This window comes from Nonomuraea ferruginea (genome assembly GCF_039540635.1).
Classification (GTDB): domain Bacteria; phylum Actinomycetota; class Actinomycetes; order Streptosporangiales; family Streptosporangiaceae; genus Nonomuraea; species Nonomuraea ferruginea.
Genome location: NZ_BAABFD010000004.1, coordinates 225,774 through 244,983, shown reverse-complemented (window position 1 = coordinate 244,983; position 19,210 = coordinate 225,774). Strand labels below are relative to the sequence as shown.

At 71.0% G+C, this 19,210-nt stretch carries 17 protein-coding genes; 12 read left to right on the top strand and 5 right to left on the bottom strand.

Annotated elements, in window-relative coordinates; genetic code table 11:
- Positions 1 to 37: 37 nt before the first annotated feature.
- Both ABD999_RS09970 and ABD999_RS09965 read right to left on the bottom strand, forming a co-directional pair.
- Positions 38 to 892 carry a cytochrome c biogenesis CcdA family protein gene (locus ABD999_RS09970; protein ID WP_271278477.1) on the bottom strand — a complete coding sequence of 285 codons (855 nt, stop codon included), beginning with the start codon at positions 890 to 892 and terminating at the stop codon, positions 38 to 40.
- Between the two features lie 3 nt (positions 893 to 895).
- Positions 896 to 1,525 (bottom strand): redoxin domain-containing protein, encoded by a 630-nt coding sequence (locus ABD999_RS09965; protein ID WP_271278478.1) that lies wholly within the window; start codon positions 1,523 to 1,525, stop codon positions 896 to 898.
- 230 nt (positions 1,526 to 1,755) lie between these two features.
- Here ABD999_RS09965 and ABD999_RS09960 point away from each other — a divergent pair, with 230 nt between their 5' ends.
- From ABD999_RS09960 to ABD999_RS09940, 5 genes are all read left to right on the top strand, one after another.
- Positions 1,756 to 2,655, top strand: a complete 900-nt coding sequence (locus tag ABD999_RS09960; RefSeq protein WP_271278479.1) for an endonuclease/exonuclease/phosphatase family protein — start codon at positions 1,756 to 1,758, stop codon at positions 2,653 to 2,655.
- A gap of 123 nt (positions 2,656 to 2,778) precedes the next feature.
- Positions 2,779 to 3,987, top strand: coding sequence for an MFS transporter (locus ABD999_RS09955; protein WP_271278480.1), 1,209 nt, complete (start codon positions 2,779 to 2,781; stop codon positions 3,985 to 3,987).
- A gap of 43 nt (positions 3,988 to 4,030) precedes the next feature.
- A complete protein-coding gene (locus ABD999_RS09950) occupies positions 4,031 to 5,752 on the top strand; it encodes an HAD hydrolase family protein (RefSeq protein WP_271278481.1) in 1,722 nt (573 codons plus the stop codon).
- Positions 5,753 to 5,836: 84 nt separating this feature from the next.
- Entirely contained in the window at positions 5,837 to 6,271 is a 435-nt protein-coding gene (locus tag ABD999_RS09945) for an STAS domain-containing protein (RefSeq protein ID WP_219542795.1), read from the top strand.
- 3 nt (positions 6,272 to 6,274) lie between these two features.
- Complete coding sequence (locus ABD999_RS09940) at positions 6,275 to 7,237, top strand: sporulation protein (protein WP_271278482.1); 963 nt, start codon at positions 6,275 to 6,277, stop codon at positions 7,235 to 7,237.
- Between the two features lie 17 nt (positions 7,238 to 7,254).
- On the opposite strand, the gene ABD999_RS09935 is transcribed toward ABD999_RS09940, so the two are convergent.
- On the bottom strand, positions 7,255 to 8,418 hold the full coding sequence (locus ABD999_RS09935; protein WP_219542793.1) for a glycosyltransferase family 4 protein: 1,164 nt from the start codon (positions 8,416 to 8,418) through the stop codon (positions 7,255 to 7,257).
- Entirely contained in the window at positions 8,415 to 9,320 is a 906-nt protein-coding gene (locus ABD999_RS09930) for a sulfotransferase family protein (protein ID WP_148035551.1), read from the bottom strand. Before ABD999_RS09930 ends, ABD999_RS09935 begins: the two co-directional genes overlap by 4 nt.
- Positions 9,321 to 9,502: 182 nt before the next feature.
- Between ABD999_RS09930 and ABD999_RS09925 the strand changes: the two genes are divergently transcribed.
- The 5 genes from ABD999_RS09925 to ABD999_RS09905 all read left to right on the top strand — a co-directional run bounded on the left by ABD999_RS09925 (position 9,503) and on the right by ABD999_RS09905 (position 16,186).
- Positions 9,503 to 10,861 (top strand): TrkH family potassium uptake protein, encoded by a 1,359-nt coding sequence (locus tag ABD999_RS09925; protein ID WP_271278483.1) that lies wholly within the window; start codon positions 9,503 to 9,505, stop codon positions 10,859 to 10,861.
- Positions 10,854 to 11,513 (top strand): potassium channel family protein, encoded by a 660-nt coding sequence (locus ABD999_RS09920; RefSeq protein WP_187281515.1) that lies wholly within the window; start codon positions 10,854 to 10,856, stop codon positions 11,511 to 11,513. Before ABD999_RS09925 ends, ABD999_RS09920 begins: the two co-directional genes overlap by 8 nt.
- A gap of 100 nt (positions 11,514 to 11,613) precedes the next feature.
- Positions 11,614 to 13,764 carry a transglycosylase domain-containing protein gene (locus ABD999_RS09915; RefSeq protein WP_271278484.1) on the top strand — a complete coding sequence of 717 codons (2,151 nt, stop codon included), beginning with the start codon at positions 11,614 to 11,616 and terminating at the stop codon, positions 13,762 to 13,764.
- A gap of 192 nt (positions 13,765 to 13,956) precedes the next feature.
- Positions 13,957 to 14,928, top strand: coding sequence for a LacI family DNA-binding transcriptional regulator (locus tag ABD999_RS09910; RefSeq protein WP_148035553.1), 972 nt, complete (start codon positions 13,957 to 13,959; stop codon positions 14,926 to 14,928).
- Positions 14,915 to 16,186, top strand: a complete 1,272-nt coding sequence (locus tag ABD999_RS09905; protein WP_148035554.1) for a serine/threonine-protein kinase — start codon at positions 14,915 to 14,917, stop codon at positions 16,184 to 16,186. The genes ABD999_RS09910 and ABD999_RS09905 overlap by 14 nt, the downstream gene beginning before the upstream one ends.
- Here the strand turns inward: ABD999_RS09905 and ABD999_RS09900 are convergent, their stop codons facing one another.
- Positions 16,187 to 17,266: a glycoside hydrolase family 12 protein gene (locus ABD999_RS09900; protein ID WP_271280526.1), complete on the bottom strand. Its 1,080-nt coding sequence runs from the start codon at positions 17,264 to 17,266 to the stop codon at positions 16,187 to 16,189. It abuts the gene before it with no gap.
- 225 nt (positions 17,267 to 17,491) lie between these two features.
- Here ABD999_RS09900 and ABD999_RS09895 point away from each other — a divergent pair, with 225 nt between their 5' ends.
- Together ABD999_RS09895 and ABD999_RS09890 are read left to right on the top strand one after the other, a co-directional pair.
- Positions 17,492 to 18,562 (top strand): lytic polysaccharide monooxygenase auxiliary activity family 9 protein, encoded by a 1,071-nt coding sequence (locus ABD999_RS09895; protein ID WP_219542788.1) that lies wholly within the window; start codon positions 17,492 to 17,494, stop codon positions 18,560 to 18,562.
- A 22-nt stretch (positions 18,563 to 18,584) separates the two neighbouring features.
- Positions 18,585 to 19,121, top strand: coding sequence for a hypothetical protein (locus ABD999_RS09890; RefSeq protein ID WP_148035557.1), 537 nt, complete (start codon positions 18,585 to 18,587; stop codon positions 19,119 to 19,121).
- Positions 19,122 to 19,210: the final 89 nt, after the last annotated feature.

Below are 19,210 nucleotides of genomic sequence, written 5' to 3'. Positions count from 1 at the left end.
GCTCACTCGACGTCCGCCCCACCCACCTGACCGGGGCTCACCCCGGACGGCGGGCCCGCCTCGACCTGATCAGGAGGATGGCGACCAGCGCCGCGGCGGCCCCCGCGACCGGCACCGCGCCGACGGTCTCCAACCAGCCCGAGATCGTCCCCTGCACCGCCGTCACCCCGCCGACGACCGGGTCGTCCGGGTCGCCGCCGCCGAAGACCCGCAGCTCGTACCAGCCGTAGTAGGTCACGTACAGGCCGGCCAGGACGAGCAGCACCCCGCTCAGCCGGTACACGTGCGGCAGCGTCCGGCGCACCCGGAACAGGACGGCCTCCCTGGTCAGCGCCACGGCCAGGGACAGCAGGGCGACGACCAGTCCCATGCCGAGCGCGTACGCGGCGAAGACCGCCAGCCCTCCGGCCACCCCGCCGCTCGTCAGCGAGGCCGACGTCACCGCCAGGAACGGCCCCACCGTGCACGACAGCGAGGCCACCGCGTACGCGATCCCGTAGCCGTAGAGCGAGCGCGCCGACATGGCGGGCCTGGCGGCGAGCCCGGGGACGCGGACGAACAGCGACCGGCCGGCCAGCAGCCAGCCGCCCAGCCCCACCAGGACGACCCCGATCACGATCGTCACCCACGGCAGGACCGTCCCGGCCACCGCCGCCAGCGGCGTCACCACCAGCCCGAACAGTCCGAACACGGTCACGAACCCGGCGGTCATCGCCGCCGACAGCATCACCGCGCGCACCACCGGGCCGCGCCGCCAGACGCCGCCCGCGCCGCGTGGCGGCTCGCCCGCGACCAGCATCGACAGGTACGCGGGCAACATCGCGAACCCGCACGGATTGAACGCGGCCACCGTGCCCGCCGTCAGGGCGAGCGCGATCGGCAGATCCGTCATGGCTCAGGCGGCCTTGATCTTGGCCACTTCGGCGTCGAGGCCGTCGCGGCCCAGCGGGCCGTTGACCTTCGTGGTGCCGCCGCCGGGCTCCATGAAGACGAACACGGACTGCTGGGCGACGCCCAGTTTGGTCCACACCGCGCCCTTCTCGTCCGACAGGTGGACCAGCCCTCCGGTGCCGGTGCTCTCGACGAACTCCCTCATCGCGGCCTCCGTGTCGAGCCCCGCCACGCCGACGAACGCCACGTCAGGGTGCGCGGCCGCGGCGGCCTTGACCGCGGGCGCGTCCGACCGGCACTTGGTGCACCACGGCGCCCAGAACCAGAACACCACGGGCTTGCCGGCCAGGCTGCCGCCCTCGAACTCCTTCCCGTCGAGGGTCTTCGCGCTGAACCGCAGCGCCGCGGGCGTGGACCCGCTCTCCATCGGATCCGCACTCTTCATCGGATCGGCGCTCTCCATCGGATCCGCGCTCTCCATCTGATCGGTGCTCTCCATCTGATCGGTGCTCTTCATCTCATCGGAGGGCGCGGCGGACGTGGTCCCCATCGGATCGGAAGGGGCGGCCGCACCGCAGGCGGCCAGGGTCAGTGTCGCGGCGGTGATGACGGCCGCCATGCCAGCTCTGTTCACGCCCACCAGGCTAGGCACGCGGTGCCGCCGAGAACCTTACGAGCTGATGACGCCGCCCCGCCCGGCGCGGTCCGCCGACCGTCAGCGTTTAGGCTCACCACGAAAAGGTTGATCTCGCACGAATCGGGCGGCAAGGGTTGAACATCACCGTCGAGGCGAAGCAGGCGTCAGGCGGAGGCCCGCCGCCCCGTGGACACTCACCGCGCAGGCGGTGGGTCTCCTGGCTCACCGTGACCTTCCTGACCGTCTGGGCCGTGGTCAGGGCAGGCGGGCTGGAGTCTGGATCGTTCCTGACCCAGCTCATGACCGTCACCCCGTACGGCGCCGTGCTAGCCCTGCTGCTGGCCCTGGCACTCGTCAGGCGGAACCGCCCGGCGGCGGTCGTGGCCCTGGTGGCGAGCCTGGTGATGGCCGCCGCCGTGGCGCCCAGGGCGTTCCCCGCGGGCGAACCGGCCAGCGGCGGCACCCCGTACAAGGTGCTGGCGGTCAACCTGTTCGGCCGCGCCGACCCGCGTACCGTGGTCGACCTCGTACGGGAACTGCGCCCTGACGTGTTCGCCGCGACGGAGCTCACCACGCGCCAGGTGGCCGCGCTGGACGCGGCCGGGCTGGACGAGCTGATGCCGCACCGCGTGCTGCAGGACGAGCACGACGCGGCGGGCAGCGGCCTCTACGGCAGGCACCCGCTCACCGAGCTGCCCGGCCTGTTCACCCCGGTCGGCCACAACATGCCCGCGGCGGCCATGACCCTGCCCGGCGGCCGGCGCGTCGAAGTGGTCGCCGTGCACCCGAACCCGCCGCTCGGCCGGATGGTGGACGGGTGGAACCGGGCGATGGAGTCCTTCCCCGCGCCCGGCGGCGACGCGATCCGCATCCTGGCCGGCGACTTCAACGCCAGCCTGGACCACCGGGCCATGCGCGACCTGCTCGGCCGCGGCTACGCCGACGCCGCGCACCAGGCCGGCGCGGGCCTGACGCCGACCTGGCCGAACGGGCGCGGCCTGCCGCCGTTCATCACGATCGACCACATCCTGGTCGACGAGCGCGCCGGGGTGAGCTCCTTCGACGTGCTGGATGTGCCGGGCACCGATCACCGGGGGGTGTTCGCGGAGCTCCGGCTGCCGTCGTAGCGGGTTAGAATCGGGCGCATGACCTGGCGACATTGATGCATCACCAGAGGCCGAAGGGCTCGCGGGCCGCCGCGCAGGCAGGCAGTCGCGTCCCCCGTTCGTTCCCTTCGGAAGGCCTCACGCATGTCACCGCCTGCCAAGCGGCTGGTCCGCACGCTCTACGTCTACACGTTCCTTGACGATTTCGTCCTGCTCTACCCGGTCTACGCGCTGCTGTTCACCGACACCGGGCTGTCCGTGGCCGAGACGTCCTCGTTGTTCGTCATCTGGTCGGTCGCGGGGCTGGTGCTGGAGGTGCCCTCCGGGGCGCTGGCCGACTCCGTGTCCCGTCGCCTGCTCCTGTTCGCCGGCCCGCTGCTCGCCGCCGCCGGGTTCGCGCTGTGGGTGATCTTCCCGTCCTACTGGATCTTCGCGCTGGGCTTCGTGCTCTGGGGCGTGCGCGACGCGCTCGGCTCGGGCTCGATCGAGGCCCTGGTGTACGAGGAGCTCGCCCGCACCGGTGAGACGTCACGCTACGCGCAGGTCATGGGCCGGGCGGCGTCGGCAAGCATGGCGGCGACCGCCGCGGCCATCGCGCTGGCCATCCCGGTCTTCGCCGCCGGCGGTTACCCCGCGGTGGGCGTGGCCAGCGTGCTGGCCTGCCTCCTCACCGCCGCCACCGCCCTGGCCTTCCCCGAGCACCGCTCCCCCGTCCGGGAAGCCGGTGACGACGGGGAGCTCTCGTACGGGCAGGTGCTGAGGGCCGGGCTGGCCGAGGCGCGCGGGGACCGGCGGGTGCTCCACGGGCTGATCCTGCTCGCGACCGTCACCGCCGTCTGGGGTGCGCTGGACGAGTACGTGGCGTTCCTCGGCATCGAGGCCGGGCTGCCGGAGACGGCGATCCCGCCCGTGTACCTGCTGGTGTGGGCCGGGGCCACGGCCGGCGGCCTGCTGGCCGGGCGGGCGCGGCGGTTGCGGGCGCGCGGGTTCGGCGCGGTGCTGGCGGCCGGGGCGGTCGCCCTGGCCGGTGGCGCGCTCAGCGGGCATCCCGCGGGGTTCGTGGCGATCGCGGCGGCGTTCGGGGTGTTCCAGCTGGCGGGCGTGGTGGCCGACGCCCGGCTGCAGGACAGCATCACCGGCCCGAGCCGCGCCACCGTCACCTCGGTGGCCGGCCTGGGCACCGGCGTGATCACGCTGGCGGTCTACGGCGTCTACGGCGCCGCGTCCGGCCTGGTCTCGCACGGGCTCATGTTCGCCCTGCTGAGCGTCCCGTACCTGCTCGTGGCCGCATGGGTGATCATCGGCCGCCGGGCGCGGGCGGCCGCGGAGCCGGAGCCGGCCCCGGCCGCCTGACCGGGCCGCGTTCGCGTCGGTTTCGTAGGGGTACGTGCCGCCCATGAGGTATCACGTGCTCGCCTGCGACTATGACGACACCCTCGCCCGGCACGGTGAGGTGGCCGAGCACACGATCAAGACGTTGGAACGGGTCTCCCGCTCGGGCAGGAAACTGCTGCTGGTCACCGGGCGGGAGCTCGACGACCTGCTGACCGTCTTCCCGCACGCCGACCTGTTCGACCTGGTCGTGGCCGAGAACGGGGCGCTGCTCTACGACCCGGGGCAGCGCTCCGGCGAACCGCTCGCGGACCCTCCGCCGCCGGAGTTCGCCGAGCGGCTGCGCGGGGAGGGCGTCACCCCGCTCGGCGTGGGATCGGTGATCGTGGCCACCCGCGAGCCGTACGACGTCCAGGTGCAGGACGCGATCCGGGAGCTGGGCCTGGAGCTGCAGGTGATCAGGAACAAGGGCGCGGTCATGGTGCTGCCGCCCGGCGTGAACAAGGCCAGCGGCCTGGCCGCCGCGCTGGACCGGCTGGGTCTGTCGGGCCACAACGTGGTGGCCGTCGGGGACGCGGAGAACGACCACGCCTTCCTGACCGCCGCCGAGTGCGGCGCCGCCGTCGCGAACGCCGTCCCGGCCCTGCTGCGCCAGTGCGACCTGCCGCTGGGCCGGGAGAACGGCGACGGCGTGGCCGAGCTGGCTGACCTGCTGCTGTCGGGCGAGCTGGACGAGATGGAGATCCCGCGGCACCACGTCCCGCTCGGCGAGGGAGCCGGCGGCGAGGTCCGGCTGCGCCCGTACGGGACCGGCCTGGTGGTGGCGGGACCGTCGGGCAGCGGCAAGTCCACGGTCACCACGGCGCTGCTGGAGCGGCTCGTCGAGGCCCGCTACCAGTGCGTCGTCATCGACCCGGAGGGCGACTACGCGGAGTTCACCGGCGCGGCCGTGCTGGGCGAGCCGGACCGGCCGCCGGGCCCGGAGGAGGTGCTGCGGCTGCTGGAGTCGCCGGACCAGAGCGCGGTGGTGAACATGATCGGGATGCCGCTGCGCGACCGGCCCGCGTTCTTCGCGGAGCTGATGCCCCGCCTGGTCGCGCTGCGGGCCAGGCTCGGCCACCCGCACTGCGTCGTCGTGGACGAGGCGCACCACCTGATGCCGGCCGAGGTGCAGGAGGTGCCGGTCAAGGACGTACGGGACCTCGGCTCGCTGATGATGATCACCGTGCACCCGGAGGCGCTCAGCCCCGCCGCGCTGGACCTCGTGGACGGCGTGATCGCGGTCGGGCCCGAGCCCGGGGAGACGCTGGGCGCGTTCGCCGGCGCGCTCGGCCGGGACACCCCCGCGCTGGAGGGCGAGGCGGCCGAGGGGGCGGCGCTCTGGCGCGTCTCCGCCGGCACCGCCCAGCTCGTCCATCCGACGCCGGCCCGCGCGCACCGCACCCGCCACCGCCGCAAGTACGCCGCCGGCACCATGTCCAAGGGCAAGAGCTTCTACTTCACCGGCCCCGAGGACCGGCTCAACCTGCGGGCCCGCAACCTGCACAACTTCGTGGAGCTGGCCGAGGGCGTGGACGACGAGACCTGGGCCTTCCACCTGAGGCGGGGCGACTACTCGACCTGGATCGGCGAGAAGCTGGGCGACGCCGAGCTGGCCGGCGAGGTCGGCCGGGTGGAGCGGGAGGAGCCGGACGACAGCCTGCGCCGGGTGGCCGAGCTGATCGAGCGGCGTTACACGCTGCCCGCCGAGCCGACCAAGTACGACCCGGACCACGACGACACCTGACCGGCGGCCTACTCCGGTGGATAGAGTTAGCGAACCCCCGGGCCCGTCGCGTTGTAGACCCCGCTCAGCGGGAAGCCGTATGACGTGGCCGACAGGTTGAGGATCGAGACGACCCACCACCTGGGGTGCACGGTCCTGCGGGCCGGCGGAGTGCTCGACCACGCGGGAGGCGCCCGGTTCAGCGCGCACGTCCAGGCGGTGTGGGGCTGGTCGCAGGGGCCGGTGCTCGTGTTCGACCTGAGCGAGCTGCGCTTCTACGACTCCTCGGCCATCGGCGTGCTGGGCACGGCGTTGCAGCGGATCGAGGCCACGGGCAGCGGGCGGGTGATTCTAATCCGGCCCACCGAACACCTGCTGAGCGTGCTGCGGCAGACCGATCTGCTGGCGCGCGTGGAGGTACGCGACAGCGTCGCGGAGATCGTGGCCGAGCTGATGTCGGGTGATGCCGATTTCCGGGAACCGGAGGAAACCGAAGATCGTTTCCGATACGGTCGCCTGCCGTACGGAAACGGAGAGTGAGCAGTGGTATTCAAAAGGATGCTGGGCGCGTTCGGCGTCGGAGCACCGTCGGTCGACACGGTCCTCAGCACGCCCCGGGTGCGCCCCGGGGGCGCCCTCGCGGGTGAGGTCCGCCTCAAGGGCGGTGAGTTCGACGCCGGCATCGAGCACGTGACGCTGGCCCTGGTCGCCCGCGCGGAGGCCGAGGCCGGCGACGACGAGCACACGGGGCTGGCCGTGCTGCACGAGATCCGGGTCTCCGGCCCCTTCACCCTGGCCAAGGGCGAGGACCGGACGATCCCGTTCGAGGCCGAGATGCCGTGGGAGACGCCGCTCAGCGAGGTGCAGGGGCAGCCACTGACCGGGATGGCGCTCGGCGTGCGCACCGAGCTGGCCATCGCCAAGGCGGTCGACAAGGGCGACCTCGACCCGATCGCGGTCGAGCCGCTGCCGTCGCAGCAGCGGGTCATGGAGGCGTTCCTGCAGCTCGGCTTCGCGTTCAAGTCGGCCGACCTGGAGATGGGGCAGATCTACGGCGTCCGGCAGGAGCTGCCGTGCTACCAGGAGATCGAGTTCTACGGCCCGCCCGGGCAGATCTCCGAGGCGGAGCTGACGTTCGTCGCCGACCCCGTCGGCATGGACATCGTCATCGAGGCCGACAGGCGCTCAGGCCACTACGGGTCGGACGCCATCGGCCGGTTCCGGGTGAGCCACGACGAGGCGCTGCGGATGGACTGGGCGGCCGAGCTCGGCAACTGGCTGGGCGGGCTCTCGCAGCACCAGGGCTTCGGCCACGGAGAGGGCCACTACCAGGACCACCACGGCCATCACGGCCACCATGACCACCACCACGGCGGTGGCGGCGGCATGGGCGGCGCGATCGCGGCCGGGGCCGTCGGCGTGGCCGCGGGCGTGGCCGGCGGGATGATCGCCGCTGAGCTGATCGAGGAGGCCTTCGAGGGCGACGAGGAGGAAGGCGAAGACTGACCCCCGCCGCCCCGCGGTCAGCGGGAGCCGACCCGGTCGCCCCTCGTCAGCTCGGCGAACAGGTTCTCCCACATCGGCATCACCACGTCGGGTGCGTAGCCGCGGGCGGTCGCGGCCGCGGCGGCGCCCATCTCCAGGCGCCGCCTGCGGTCTCCGACGACCTCCTTGAGCGCGGCGGCGAGCCCGTCGACGTCGCGCGGCGGCACCAGCCGCCCGTCGACCCCGTCGGTGAGCACGTCGCGCGGGCCGGTCGGGCAGTCGAAGGCGACGATGGCCAGGGCGTGCGTCATCGCCTCGATCATGACCATCGGCAGGCCCTCGAAGCGGGAGCTGAGGGCGTAGACCGAGGCCGCCGCCAGCTCGTCGTCGAGCCGGTCGGTGCGGCCCATCAGCGCGATGTTGTCGCCCACGCCCAGCTCGTCGATCTGCGCCCGGAGCCGGGCCTCGCGCGGGCCGTTGCCGAAGATGCGCAGCCTCCAGTCGGGATGGTCGGCCACCACCTCGGCGAACGCCTTGACGAGCAGGTCGAACCCCTTCTGCGGCACCAGCCGGCCGGCGGCCACCACGACGGGGTTCTGCTGGGTGGACCGCACCTGGTCGACCTTGTGGACCGCGTTGGGGATCTGCACGATCTTGGTGTCGGGCAGGATCTCCTGGTATTCGAGCTGGTTCGTCCTCGTGAGCACCGCCACGGCGTCGAAGCTGCCGTAGTGGCGGGCGATCTCGTGGCGGATCGTGTCGGGGTAGGCGGTCAGGTTCATGTGCTCCTGAGCCACCCTCACGACGTTCTTGGGGGCGCGCCTGGCGGCGATCAGGTTGAGCGCCGGGCGGGTGGTGACCAGGATCCCGTCCGGCAGCGAGGAGACGTAGTCCATGGCCGCCTTCTCCACGCGCTCGGTGAAGTACTCGGCCGCGAACTCGCCGCGGGGCACGATCTTGCCGCGGAACCTGCGCCACGCCTTGCGCGCTAGGGAGTCGGTCTGCCTGCCCTGGCGCTGGTCCACCAGGGCGCTGACCCGGACGTCCTGGTGGATGGCGAACTGGGGCTTGGTCCGGCGGCGGACCACGCTGACGATCTCGACGTCGTGACCGGCCTTCGCCATGGCGTTGGCCTGGTTCACGACGGTGCGGATGGTGCCGCCCATGCCGTAGGCGTGCAGCATCAGGTAGCGGATCTTCACTCCAGATACCCCCAGGTCCGGCACATCGGCTTCAGCGAGTCCAGGACCGAGTCGGGGTCCGGCAGCTCGCGGCCGGGCTGCACGGTGCCCGAGCGGATCTTGTCCCGCCAGTCGCCGAGACCCTTCTGGATGACCGCCTGCTCGCCGTACGAGAGCATCCCCGGCTCCCACGCCAGGCCGAGGAACTCGCAGATCTCGCGGGTCACCCGCTCCGGCTCGGCGCTGAGGTCCTCGTAGCGGACGGTCAGGCCGGACAGCCCGGACTTCGCCCTCTCGACCGCCTTCATGTAGCGCAGGGCGTCGACCGCGGCCTCCTCCCGGTCGCGCTTGTCGGGGCTGGCCTCGTACCAGGAGGTGGCGATCGAGGCCGGGTGGCGCAGGAGGAAGATGTAGCGCGCGTCAGGCCAGCAGGTCGAGATCCGCTCGTAGGCGAACGCGTTCGCCGGGGTCTTGTCCACGATGAACCGCTTGCCGCTGCGTACCAGCTCGCGGTGGAGCACGCGGTCCCAGAGCAGGTGCTCCAGGTCGGCCTGGTTGTGGCCGAGCGCTTCCATTGCCTTCGCAGCCAGGGACGTGCCGAACTCCACTCTGAGGCGCCGCACATGGAGCTCGTGCGGGGCGTGCAGGTCCGAATGGGCGTTCATGATCGAACGCAGCAGGGTGGAACCGGACCGCACCGGGGAGATGATGAAGATCGGCGCGGTCAGCAACCGGTCGGCCTTCGGATCGGTCGGCGGCCTGATCTCGGCCTCAGTCTGCTTGGCCTTGGCGGTGGCCTTCGCGGAGGCCGCCCTGGCCGGAGCCGACGACGGCGCCGTCGAAATCCCCTGGTTCCCTACTCGATTGACCTGGAATCCGGTGAACCTGACCAGCGCTTTGTTGATTCTACGCTGCCAGCTCATGGCGACGCAGACTACCCACACTTCCTGGCAGTTCCCTGGCAATCTGGTGACATTGCCGGTTAGCACTTGCGTGAGGGTCAGGTCGTCCGGAATGTTTTGGTGTTTCGGACCAGCTATCCTCATCCGCTGTACGCTGGCGCGGGTCCGCCGGGAAAGCCTCTTCGGGGAAGCCTGACATTCACATGAGACGTGTTCGGGCCGCCTCTGCCCTCTTCGGCGGCTACCAGCACCCCACCCAGATGATCGCGGTGGGTTTCGGCCTCGCCATATTCGCGGGCTCCCTGCTGCTGTCCCTGCCCGCCGCCACCGCCCCGGGCCAGACCACCACCTGGATGACCGCGGTGTGGACCGCGACCGCCGCCGTCTCGCTGACCGGGCTGATCATCGTCGACACCCCCACGCACTGGTCGATGTTCGGCGAGGTGGTCATCATCGGCCTGGTGCAGATCGGCGGGCTCGGCATCATGACGCTGGCCACGGTCTTCACCGTGCTGGTGTCCGGCAGGCTGGGCCTGCGCGCCCGGCTGTTCGCGCAGGCCGAGACCAAGACGGCGACCATGGCCGACATGCGCAAGGTCGTGCGCAAGGTCGTGGTGTTCAGCCTGGTGTGCGAGGCCGTCGCCGCCGCCGTGTTCACCGCGCGGTTCATGATCGGGTACGGGGAGAGCTTCGGCAGCGCCCTCTACCTCGGCGTCTTCCACGGCATCTCGTCCTTCAACAACTCCGGCTTCACGCTCTGGTCCGACAACATCATGGGGTTCGTCGGCGACCCGTGGATCTGCCTGACGATCGCGGCCGCGGTCATCGTGGGCGGGCTCGGCTTCCCGGTGGTGTTCGAGCTGCTGCGCTCCTGGCGGCACCCCGGCAGGTGGAGCGTGCTGACCATGATCACCGTCTACGCCACCCTTTTCCTGCTGGTCCTGGGCACGCTGGTCTACCTGGCCACCGAGTGGCGCAACCCCGGCACCCTCGGCGGGCTGGACGACTCCGGCAAGCTGCTGGCCGCGTTCTTCCTGTCGGCCATGGTGCGCACGGCCGGGTTCAACAGCATCGACACCGGCGAGCTCCACCCGTCGAGCTGGCTGCTCACCGACGTGATGATGTTCATCGGCGGCGGCAGCGCCGGCACCGCCGGCGGCATCAAGGTGACCACGCTCGGCCTGCTGGCCTTCGTCATCTGGGCCGAGCTGCGCGGCGAGCCCAGGGTGAACGTCCGTCACCGCCAGGTGCCGGACACCGCGCAGCGCCAGGCCGTGGTGGTGACCGCGATGAGCGCGGCCCTGGTGGCCTTCTGCACCTACGTGCTGCTCGTGCTCACCCCGCACGGGCTGGACCAGGTGCTGTTCGAGGTGATAGCGGCGTTCAGCACGGCGGGCCTGACGACAGGGATCACGAATGAGATCCCGCCCGCCGGGCACGTGCTGCTCATCGTGCTCATGTTCGTGGGCAGGATCGGCCCGCTCACGATCGGCTCCGCCCTGGCGCTCAAGGAACGCGCCCGGCGTTACGAACTACCCGAGGAGCGGATGATCGTTGGCTGACCAACGCAATGACCCCGTGGTGGTGATCGGCCTCGGCCGGTTCGGCTCCGCGCTGGCGCTCGAACTCACCAGACGCGGCACCGAGGTGCTGGCCATCGACAACCGGCCCAGGATCGTGCAGGGGCTCACCGGGCACATCACACACCTGGCCACCGCCGACGCCACCGACCTGGAGGCGCTGCAGCAGCTCGGCGTGGCCGACTTCTACCGGGCCGTGGTCGCCATCGGCGACCTGGAGGCCAGCATCCTGAGCGCGTCCCTCCTGGTCGAGCTGGAGATCGACGACATCTGGGCCAAGGCCGTCAGCCAGCAGCACCGCCGCATACTCAGCCGGGTCGGCGTGCACCACGTCGTGCTGCCCGAGCACGACATGGGCGAGCGGGTGGCCCACCTGGTCAGCGGGCGGATGCTCGACTACATGGAGGTGGACGAGAACTTCGCGCTGATCAAGACCCGGCCGCCCAAGGAGTACGTCGGCGTCGCACTGGGCGAATCGAACCTTCGGCGCAAGTACGGCGTCACAATAGTGGCGGTCAAAAAGGAAGGCGAGGAGTTCACGTACGCGACCTCTGACACCGAGCTGTCGTACGGCGACATCATCCTCGTCTCCGGCCGCAGCGATCAGATCGAGCGCTTCTCCGAGCTGACCTGAGCCGGCCGCCTGCCTGTGAGTTGGTAAAAGGACGGATTTCTGGCCATTACCGTGGCTATAGGGTTTTGGCAAGGGCTGGTAGATCGGGGAGGTTCTCTTAATGGACTGGGGATCGGGCATCGTGCGGCTCGTGGGGGCGGCGGCCGCCGCCGGCGTGCTGACCGCCGCCATCGCCCTCCCGGCCGTCGGCGGCGCCGGCGCGATGTTCGTCAACACGGCTGAAGAGCTCAACCTGAAGGCGATGACCCTGAAGGAGCCGCCGCTGGCCGAGAAGACCACGCTGCTGGACGCCAAGGGCGACGAGATCGGCCAGTTCTACGAGGAGTACCGCGAGGTCGTCAAGCTCGACGAGATCTCCGAGGTCATGAAGACGGCCATCATCGCCATCGAGGACTTCCGCTTCTACGAGCACGGCGCCATCGACATCGAGGGCACGCTGCGCGCCCTGGCCAAGAACCTGACCTCCGGCGGCATCGCCCAGGGCGGCTCCAGCATCACCCAGCAGTACGTCAAGCAGGTGCTGCTCAACTCGGCCGTCACCGACGAGGAGAAGGCCAAGGCGCTGGAGGCCAGCTACGCGCGCAAGCTCAACGAGCTGCGCTACGCGATGGGGGTCGAGGAGAAGTACACCAAGGACGAGATCCTGGAGAAGTACCTCAACATCGCCTACTTCGGCGCGAGCGCGAACGGCGTGGAGGCCGCGGCCAAGCGGTTCTTCGGCGTCTCGGCCAAGGACCTCGACCTGGTCCAGGCCGCCACCCTCGCCGGAGCCGTGCAGGACCCCAACCGCACCGACCCCAACCTCGGCAGGCAGCAGCGCACCCGCCTGCTGGAGCGGCGCAACGTCGTGCTCAACCGGATGCACGAGCTCGGCAAGATCACCGACGAGGAGCTGGAGAAGGCCAAGGCCAAGAAGCTCGGCTACAAGGGCACCCCGCTGCCCGGCGGCTGCGGCGCGAGCCCGTACCCGTACTACTGCATGTACGTGCGCGCCGAGATCCTCAACAACCCGGTCTTCGGCAAGACCAAGAAGGAGCGCACCCAGCTGCTCAACCGGGGCGGCCTGACGATCAAGACCACGCTCGACCCCAAGATGCAGCGGGCCGCCGAGCGGGCGATCAAGAAGTGGGTGCACGCCTCCGACAACCCGGTCGCCTCCGAGGCCCTGGTCGAGCCCGGCACCGGCGAGATCAAGGCGATGGCCGCGAGCCGCACCTACGGCCGTTCCAAGAAGCGCAACGAGATGTCGTACAACGTCGTGGCCGACGCGGCACACGGCGGCGGCGTCGGCTTCCAGGCCGGCTCGACCTTCAAGACCTTTACCCTGCTCGCCGGCCTCAAGGAGGGCATGAAGGTCAACGACGGGTTCTCGGTGGGCGCCGGCTACCGCGCCTCCGGCTACTCGACGTTCAAGAACTGCAAGGGCGAGAACATCGGCGACCCGTCCCACACCGTCACCAACGACGAGGGGTCGGGCGGCTTCAAGACGCTGCAGACGGGCACCTGGCAGTCGGTCAACACCTTCTTCATGAAGCTGGAGGAGGAGGTCGGGCTCTGCGACACGATCAAGACCGCCAAGTCGCTGGGCATCAAGCGCTCCGACGGCCTGCCGCTGCAGGAATACTCCACGTTCACGCTCGGCATCAACGAGATGGACCCGGTGACGGTCGCCAACGCCTACGCGGCGATCGGGGCGCGCGGCAAGTACTGCGAGCCGATGGTCGTCACCGAGATCACCGACCGCGACGGCAAGGTCAAGAAGTACGAGCCGAAGTGCAAGCAGGTGATGGACCCCGAGGTCGCGGACGCCGCGGCGAACATCCTGGAAGGGGTGTTCACCAAGGGCACGATGCGCGGCGTCGGCGGCATCGGCCGCCCGGCGGCGGGCAAGACGGGCACCACCGACGCCCAGGCGACGGCCTGGTTCGCCGGGTTCACCCCGGACCTGGCGGGCGCGGTCAGCATCGGCGACCCGCGCGGCTCGCAGAAGTACAAGCTGAACAACGTCACGATCGGCGGCCGCTACTACGGCTCGGTCTTCGGCGCCAGCATCCCGGGCCCCATCTGGCGTGACACCATGCTGGCCGCGCTGAAGGGCACGAAGGCGACGGACTTCCACCCGCTCGACACGGCCAGGTTCGGCGGCTGCGGGTCGAGCTGCGCGCCGGTCCAGCGCGACCGTGAGGAGCCGAACGAGCTGCGGGACATCGACTCCGACAACGACGTCTCCATCGGCACCGGCCAGGACTGACGACACGCGGAGGGGACGCCCCGGTGTCCCCTCCGCGAAATGTCTCCGAAATCTCTGCGCTCACTTTGACCCCATTCACCTGCGCTTTTCTTTACTGGGTACTAACAGTGCAGTACAGAGGGCCTGTTAACCGCGGCGAAACATTGATAACGTGGGAGCGCTCCCAGGGATCTTCGGCGCGAGGTGTCGATCATGTCCGAGCAGCCCACACTGGCCCAGGTGGCGGCGGCCGCCGGGGTCTCCCCCGCCACCGCCTCCCGCGTGCTCACCGGCTCGGTCCGGGTCAGCACGTCGACCCGTCGCCAGGTCTACGAAGCCGTCTCCCGGATGGGATACGTGCGGCAGCGGGCGCCCAGAGGATCGGTCTCCAGAAACCCGGTGACGGGAATCACCGCGGTCATCTGCGACCATCTGCCGCGATTATTCTCCGAACCGTACTATGCCCGGCTGTTGTCCGCCAGCGGGGCCGTCGTCGCCGAGAACGGCACCCATCTGACCATCACCACGGTCAACCCGACCTCGTCCGTCCTGCCCACGCTGTCCGGCGCGGTGCTGCTCGTCGGCGCCAGGGAGCGGCACCCCCTCGCCATCAAGCTCTGCACCTCCGGCATCACCGTGCGCAACATCGGCCGGCCGCCCCACGACCTGAAACTGCCGTTCGCCGACGTCGACAACTACGACGGCGGGCGCCAGGCCGCCGAGCACTTCCTGCTCACCGGCCGCAAGTCGGTGGCCGCCATCGGCGGCCCGCCCTCGCTGCCCGCTGCCAGGGACCGGCTCGACGGCCTGGTCAAGACGTTGCGGGAGGCGGGCGTGGCCGAGGTGCCCGTCGCGTACGGGGACTTCACCGCCGCCTCGGGCACTCACGCCATGCAGTGGCTGCTGCGCCACGCCCCCGGCCTGGACGCGGTCTTCGCCGCCTCCGACCTGATGGCCGCCGGGGCGATGCAGGCGCTGCGCAGGGCCGGCCGCAGGGTGCCGGCCGACGTGGCGGTGATCGGGTTCGACGACGCCCCGGTCGCGCGGCACACCAACCCCGCGCTCACGACCGTACGCCAGCCTGTCGAGGAGGTGGCCACCATCGCGACCAGGTTGCTACTGTCCGGAACGACAGGGATCGATCCGATTCTCCCGACAGAACTGGTCATCCGTGACTCGGCATGAACCCGGCGACATCCTGGCCCGCAGGTACCTGCTCCTGGACCCGCTGGCCCGGGGCGGCATGTCCGTCATCTGGCGCGCCTTCGACCAGTCGCTGCACCGCATGGTGGCGGTCAAGGTGCAGTGCTCGTCCCTGCAGACGGGCCTCGGCGACCGGGTGAGAGCGCGGAGCGAGGCACGGGCCGCGGCCCGGTTCATCCATCCGGACGCCATCGAGATCTACGACTACGGCGAGGCCGTGACCACCAGCGGGGAGGTCGCGGCCTTCGTCGTGATGCCGCTGCTCGACGGGGTGCCGCTGGCCGAGCGCCTGGAGAGGGGGCCGCTGCCGTGGGCGGAGGCGGCGGCCGTCGCCATGCGGACCGCCCGCGTGCTGGCCGCCGGGCACGCCCGCGGGCTCGTGCACCGGGACGTCACCGCCGAGAACGTGCTGCTCACCGGCGACGGGCTGAAGCTGCTCGACTTCGGCATCGCCGCCTGGGCGGGCGACCCCGACGACGAGCGAGGCACGCCGCCGTACGTGGCGCCCGAGCGGCTGGCGGGGGCGCCGACCCATCCGGCCGTGGACGTGTACGCGCTGGGCGTGCTGCTGTTCACCATGATCGAGGGGCGTACCCCGTACCCGGAGACCACGTGGGAGCAGCTGGAGACGGCGCGCCGCCCGTACCCGCCGCCGCGCCCGCCGGGCGCGCCGCACGCGATCGCGCTGCTCTGCCAGCGGTGCCTCGACCCTGAGCCGGCCCGCCGCCCGGAGGCGGCGGAGGTCGCGGCGGCGCTGACGGCCGCGCTCAGCCTGCCCAAGCGGCTGCGGCGCGGCCTGGCCGTGGCGGGAGCGGGGGTGCTCGCGCTGTCGCTGGTGGCGCTGATGGAGCTGCCCCGGGACGCGATGCCGCCCGGGGTGACGGCGTCGCCGCCGGCCTCGCCCGTGGCGTCGCTGCCGTCCACGTCGATGCCGTCCGCTTCGATGCCGTCGATGGAGCGCTCCCCGGCCGAGGGGCGGACGGTCCGGCAGGCGGTCGACGGCTTCCACGCCACGCTGGAGGGCTCCGACGTGTGCGGCGCGCTCGGCGGTGACGTGGCGCTGGATCTCAAGCAGGTGCTGCGGGGGGCGCTGGTGTCCCCGGGGCAGGAGGACTCGCTCCTGGCCGGCCTGCGCCGGAAGCTGGCCGACCGGGAGCGCGAGGGCCGGCTCGCCCCCGCCTGCCGCACCCAGCTGGAGATCAGCCTCAACGAGATCACCGCCGCCCGCCGCTCACCCTGATCAGGCGCACGTGTAGCCGGACGGCAGGGCGGAGCTCCCGCTGGGCTTGGAGGCCTGGAAGCCGAAGGTGGTGCTCGCGCCCGGGGCGAGGCTGCCGTTGTAGGGGAAGTTCGTGACGGTCACCGTCTGCCCGCTGGTGGAGAACTGGGCGCCCCAGGAGCCGGTGATGGCGTGGCCGGCCGGCAGGGTGAAGGTGACCCGCCAGCCGGAGATCGGCGAGGAGCCGCGGTTCACGACCGTGACGGGCTGGACGACGTACCCGGTGGCCCACTGGCCCTGGGTGGTGGCGGTGGCCTGGCAGGAGCCGCCCGGCTGCGGGTCCTGGCCGCCCGAGGTGGTCACGGCGAAGGAGTTGACGGCCAGCCCCGCGCCGCCCACCCAGGGCTCGAACCCGGCCTGCACGCTGGTCAGATACCAGGAGCGCTGGCCGTAGCCGCGGGCGACGACGTCGGAGAAGAACGTGTCGACGGCGAAGTCGATCGAGCTGGCCGGCGAGGTGCGGACGTAGGAGATGACGTTCCATCCGACGTTGCCGAACCACACGTCCCAGGTGCCGCCGGCCAGGTTGGCGGTGCCGACCCGGGAGCCGATCGGCTGGATGGAGCCCCGGTGGTTCAGCCAGATCATCAGCTCGGCGCCGGTGTTCTGCCCGTCGGTCCGCGGGGTGGGGTCGAACCACAGGTCGTAGGCGGCGTTCCAGGTGCCGCTGCCCGGATAGCTCATGCTGACGCTGGAGCGCAGGTTGCCGAACCCGCTCGCGTCCGCCCGCACGGGCAGGCCGCTCCCGGTGGTGCAGGCGGCGTAGTGGCACCCGGCGTAGATGGACGGGTAGGCGGCGGGCGCGCCGTTGGTGGCGTTGTTGTGCGCCGCCTGGGTGACGGTGAAGCCGCCGTTCTGGTTGACGTCGATGCACTGGGCCGTGCTCGCGCCCCACACGTTGTTCTGCACGATGTAGCGGCCGTTCTGGATTTGAGCCGAGCCGTACTTCTCGCAGATGACCGGCGCGGCGTGCGCGGGCATGGCGAACGCGAACGCGGCCAGCAGGACCGCGAGGGCCAGGGGGATGTGCACGCGTCTCATGGCCGTCAGGATCACGAGCCCGCGGCGGCCAGGGCAACCCCGCCCCGGTGCGCGCGGGCGGCGGCAGGGTGTTCCACCAGGGGAAAGCGGCGGCGGTACGGGCTGAAAGTTTCACTCGATGTTGTCGAACGAAGTCCGGACATGTTGTAATGCGACCACGCGAAAGCTGCCGGGCGGGCGGGTCGTGGTGGGTTCCTCTGTCATGCGAGCAAAGGAATCTTCTTCATGAGAGTCATGCGTTCGGCGGCACTGGCGGCCGCTGCGGCGTTAGTCATGATCGTCACCGCCTTCGTCATCCCCCAGTCGGCCCAGGCCCACGGCGTCACCATGTTCCCCGGCAGCCGCACCTTCCTGTGCTGGCAGGACGGCCTGCGGGACAACGGCGCGATCGACCCGTACAACCCCGCCTGTGACGCGGCCGTCGCCCAGAGCGGCACCACTCCGCTGTACAACTGGTTCGCCGTGCTCCGCTCCGACGGCGCGGGCCGGACCAGCGGGTTCATCCCCGACGGCCAGATCTGCAGCGGCGGCACTGGCGGGCCGTACGACTTCAGCGCCTACAACGCGGTGCGCAACGACTGGCCCAAGACCCACCTGACGTCAGGCGCCAACATCCAGATCCGGCACAGCAACTGGGCGGCCCACCCGGGCTCGTTCGACCTCTACATCACCAAGAACGGGTGGAACGCGAACGGTCCGCTGCGCTGGGCCGACCTGGAGAAGTTCGGCACCGTGAGCAACCCGCCGCAGTCGGGCGGCGTGGGCGGGCTCAACTACTACTACTGGAACTCCACGCTCCCCGCCGGCAAGAGCGGCGACCACATCCTGTTCATCCACTGGAAGCGCTCCGACAGCAACGAGAACTTCTACAGCTGCTCGGACGTCGTCTTCGACGGCGGCAACGGCGAGGTCACCGGTGTCGGCCCGGGCGGCAGCTCTCCCGGCCCTGGCCCCGGCCCGTCGGACACGCCGACCCCGGACCCCGACGCGGACTGCCAGGCCACCTTGCGCGCCACCGACACCGGCTGGGCAGGCCACTTCCAGGGCGAGGTGACCGTCCGCAACACCGGCACCACCCCGCTCAACGGCTGGACGGTGTCCTGGACGTACTCCGGTGGCCAGGGCTTCGCCGGAGCGCCGTGGAACGCCACGCTGACCGGGCAACCGCCCAACGTGGTGGCCAAGAACGTGTCGTACAACGGGCAACTGGCGCCGAACGCCTCGACCACGTTCGGCTTCAACGCCACGGGCAGCGTGCCCAGCCCCGTCCCGACGCTGACCTGCACGAGCCCGTAGAGGCAGGCTGATGCTGGAGGACGTGCGAACACCCCCGGCCCGGCGGCGCGGCTTCCTTGCCGTCGCCGCCGTGGTCGTGGCCGCCATCGCGGGTACGTCGCTCTTCGCGGTCCTGCGGCAGGGCGACCTGCCGCAGGACCTGTCCGAGGAGCTCACCGCCCGCGTGACGGTGCTGCTGGAGAGCGCCTCGCAGGAGGAGCACCTCCACCACGGGCACCACTTCGAAGAGGACGCCGGGAAGATCATCTGCGCTGTCGAGCCGTTCGGCGTGTCCCCCGAGGACGCGCGGAGCGTGACCGAGGTGGAGTGGGTGTACGCCCGGCACATGTGCGCGATCACCGGCCCCGGCACGGACTGGAAGACGTCCGTACGGGCCGCCGGGCCGCTCGCGGTGCACTTCGGCCACCACGCGGAGGTACAGGTGCCCATGGCGGGCACCGGTTACCCGCAGCGGGTCAGGGAGCTGATCCCGGAGCGCCTGCACGAGGAGGCGTTCGCCGACTTCGGCGACGACGAGGCGCTGGAAGCCGCGCGGGCGAGGTTCGAGCAGGCCAAGTAGGAACGAGCACTGCGAGAAGGAGCGGGCGGGCACCGCGGGAGGCGGTGGCCCGCACGCGAACGCGGCCGGCGGGGAGTGGGGAGGACTCT